Here is a 2,065-nt window from a genome sequence, read left to right on the forward strand (position 1 = left end):
GCGCCACGCCTTCTTCGATCAGTAGCGTTGAGTAAGCCATAGTGTTCGCCCTTACATCCGGAACACGCCGAAGCGTGTCTCTTCGACGTCAGCATTCATTGCAGCGGCTAGTGAAAGCCCTAATACGTCGCGGGTTTGAAGTGGATCAATGACGCCGTCATCCCATAGGCGGGCGCTAGCATAATAGGGGTGACCCTGGTGCTCATACTGGTCGCGAGTGGGCTGTTTAAAGGCCTCTTCTTCCTCTTTGGTCCACTCGCGGCCATCGCGCTCATACTGCTCACGTTTCACCTGCGAGAGCACGCCTGCCGCCTGCTCACCGCCCATTACCGAAATACGCGCATTGGGCCACATGAACAGCAGGTTGGGGTCATAGGCGCGACCACACATTCCGTAGTTACCTGCGCCAAAACTGCCGCCAATCAAAACGGTGAACTTGGGTACTTTGGCGCATGCGACGGCAGTCACTAGCTTCGCACCGTGCTTAGCGATGCCTTCATGCTCGTACTTAGAGCCGACCATGAAGCCGGTAATGTTTTGCAGGAACACCAGCGGAATCTTGCGCTGAGCGCAAAGCTCAATAAAGTGCGCGCCTTTTACCGCGCTCTCTGAAAACAGCACGCCGTTGTTGGCCACAATACCAACCGGATAGCCGTGGATATGCGCAAAGCCGGTTACCAAGGTGTCGCCGTAGTAGCGCTTGAATTCGTCAAAGTCAGAGCCATCGACAATACGACCAATCACTTCGCGAACGTCGTAAGGCTTTTTAAGGTCGGTGCCAACAATGCCGTAAAGTTCGCTGGGGTCGAGTTTGGGAGGTTGGGGCGCTTGCATGGCTAATTTGCCGCGCTTTTGCCAATTTAAACGGGACACACAAGCGCGCGCCAACTGCAGGGCGTGGGCATCATTTTCAGCGTAATGATCGGCTACGCCGCTGATTTTGGCGTGCACATCGGCACCGCCCAGGTCTTCTGCACTAATGTTTTCGCCCGTGGCCGCCTTCACTAACGGTGGGCCGCCCAGGAAAATCGTGCCCTGTTCTTTAACGATGATTGATTCATCTGCCATGGCGGGTACATAAGCACCGCCAGCCGTGCAGGAGCCCATGACCACCGCTATTTGCGGGATGCCCTCTGCCGACATCGTGGCTTGGTTATAGAAGATGCGTCCGAAGTGATCGCGATCGGGGAACACTTCATCCTGGCGGGGTAAGAATGCGCCGCCGGAATCGACTAAATAGATGCACGGTAAACGGTGCTTGCGGGCTATTTCTTGGGCGCGCAGGTGCTTTTTCACCGTTAGCGGGAAATAAGTGCCACCTTTTACTGTGGCATCGTTGGCCACAATCACGCACTCAACGCCAGATACCCGGCCAATGCCCGTTACCACGCCTGCCGCAGGCACGTCGCTATCGTAAACGTGATGGGCTGCCAGGGCGGAAAACTCTAAAAATGGCGAGCCTTCGTCAATTAAGTGATCGATACGATCACGCACAAATAGCTTGCCGCGGCTCTCGTGGCGTTCACGCGCCTTAGGGCCGCCGCCTTGGGCGACGGCAGCGGTCAATTCTCGTAGCTTGGAAACTTCCCCCAACATGGATGCTGCGTTGCTTTGAAAGACATCGCTGCGGGGATTGATCTGTGTAGAGAGTGTGCTCATGGCGCGGCCCTTACTTTGTTTCGGTGAAGAGTTCGCGGCCAATCAGCATCCGGCGAATTTCGCTGGTGCCCGCGCCAATTTCATACAGTTTGGCATCGCGCAGAAGGCGACCGGTGGGGTACTCGTTGATATAGCCGTTGCCGCCGAGCAGCTGAATGGCATCTAGGGCAACTTGGGTGGCTTTCTCTGCGCAGTAAAGAATCACGCCCGCTGCGTCTTTGCGCGAGGTCTGGCCGCGGTCGCAGGCTCCGGCAACGGCGTATAAGTAGGCGCGACAAGCGTTCAGCGTGGTGTACATATCCGCGACTTTGCCTTGCACCAACTGGAACTCGCCAATGGACTGGTTGAACTGCTTGCGCTCGTGGATATAGGGCATCACCACATCCATAGCGGCCTGCATGATGCC

2 protein-coding genes are annotated in these 2,065 nt (G+C 56.3%); both read right to left on the reverse strand.

Features of this window, described 5'->3' with window-relative positions; translation table 11 throughout:
- Positions 1–51: 51 nt before the first annotated feature.
- On the reverse strand, positions 52–1,659 hold the full coding sequence (locus INT22_RS10690) for a carboxyl transferase domain-containing protein (protein WP_193061367.1): 1,608 nt from the start codon (positions 1,657–1,659) through the stop codon (positions 52–54).
- 10 nt (positions 1,660–1,669) lie between these two features.
- Positions 1,670–2,065 (reverse strand): acyl-CoA dehydrogenase family protein (locus INT22_RS20750; RefSeq protein ID WP_264298833.1); only part of this gene is annotated, 396 nt, incomplete at its 5' end.

It is taken from the genome of Halomonas sp. 3D7M (assembly GCF_014897885.1).
Taxonomy (GTDB): Bacteria; Pseudomonadota; Gammaproteobacteria; order Pseudomonadales; family Halomonadaceae; genus Vreelandella.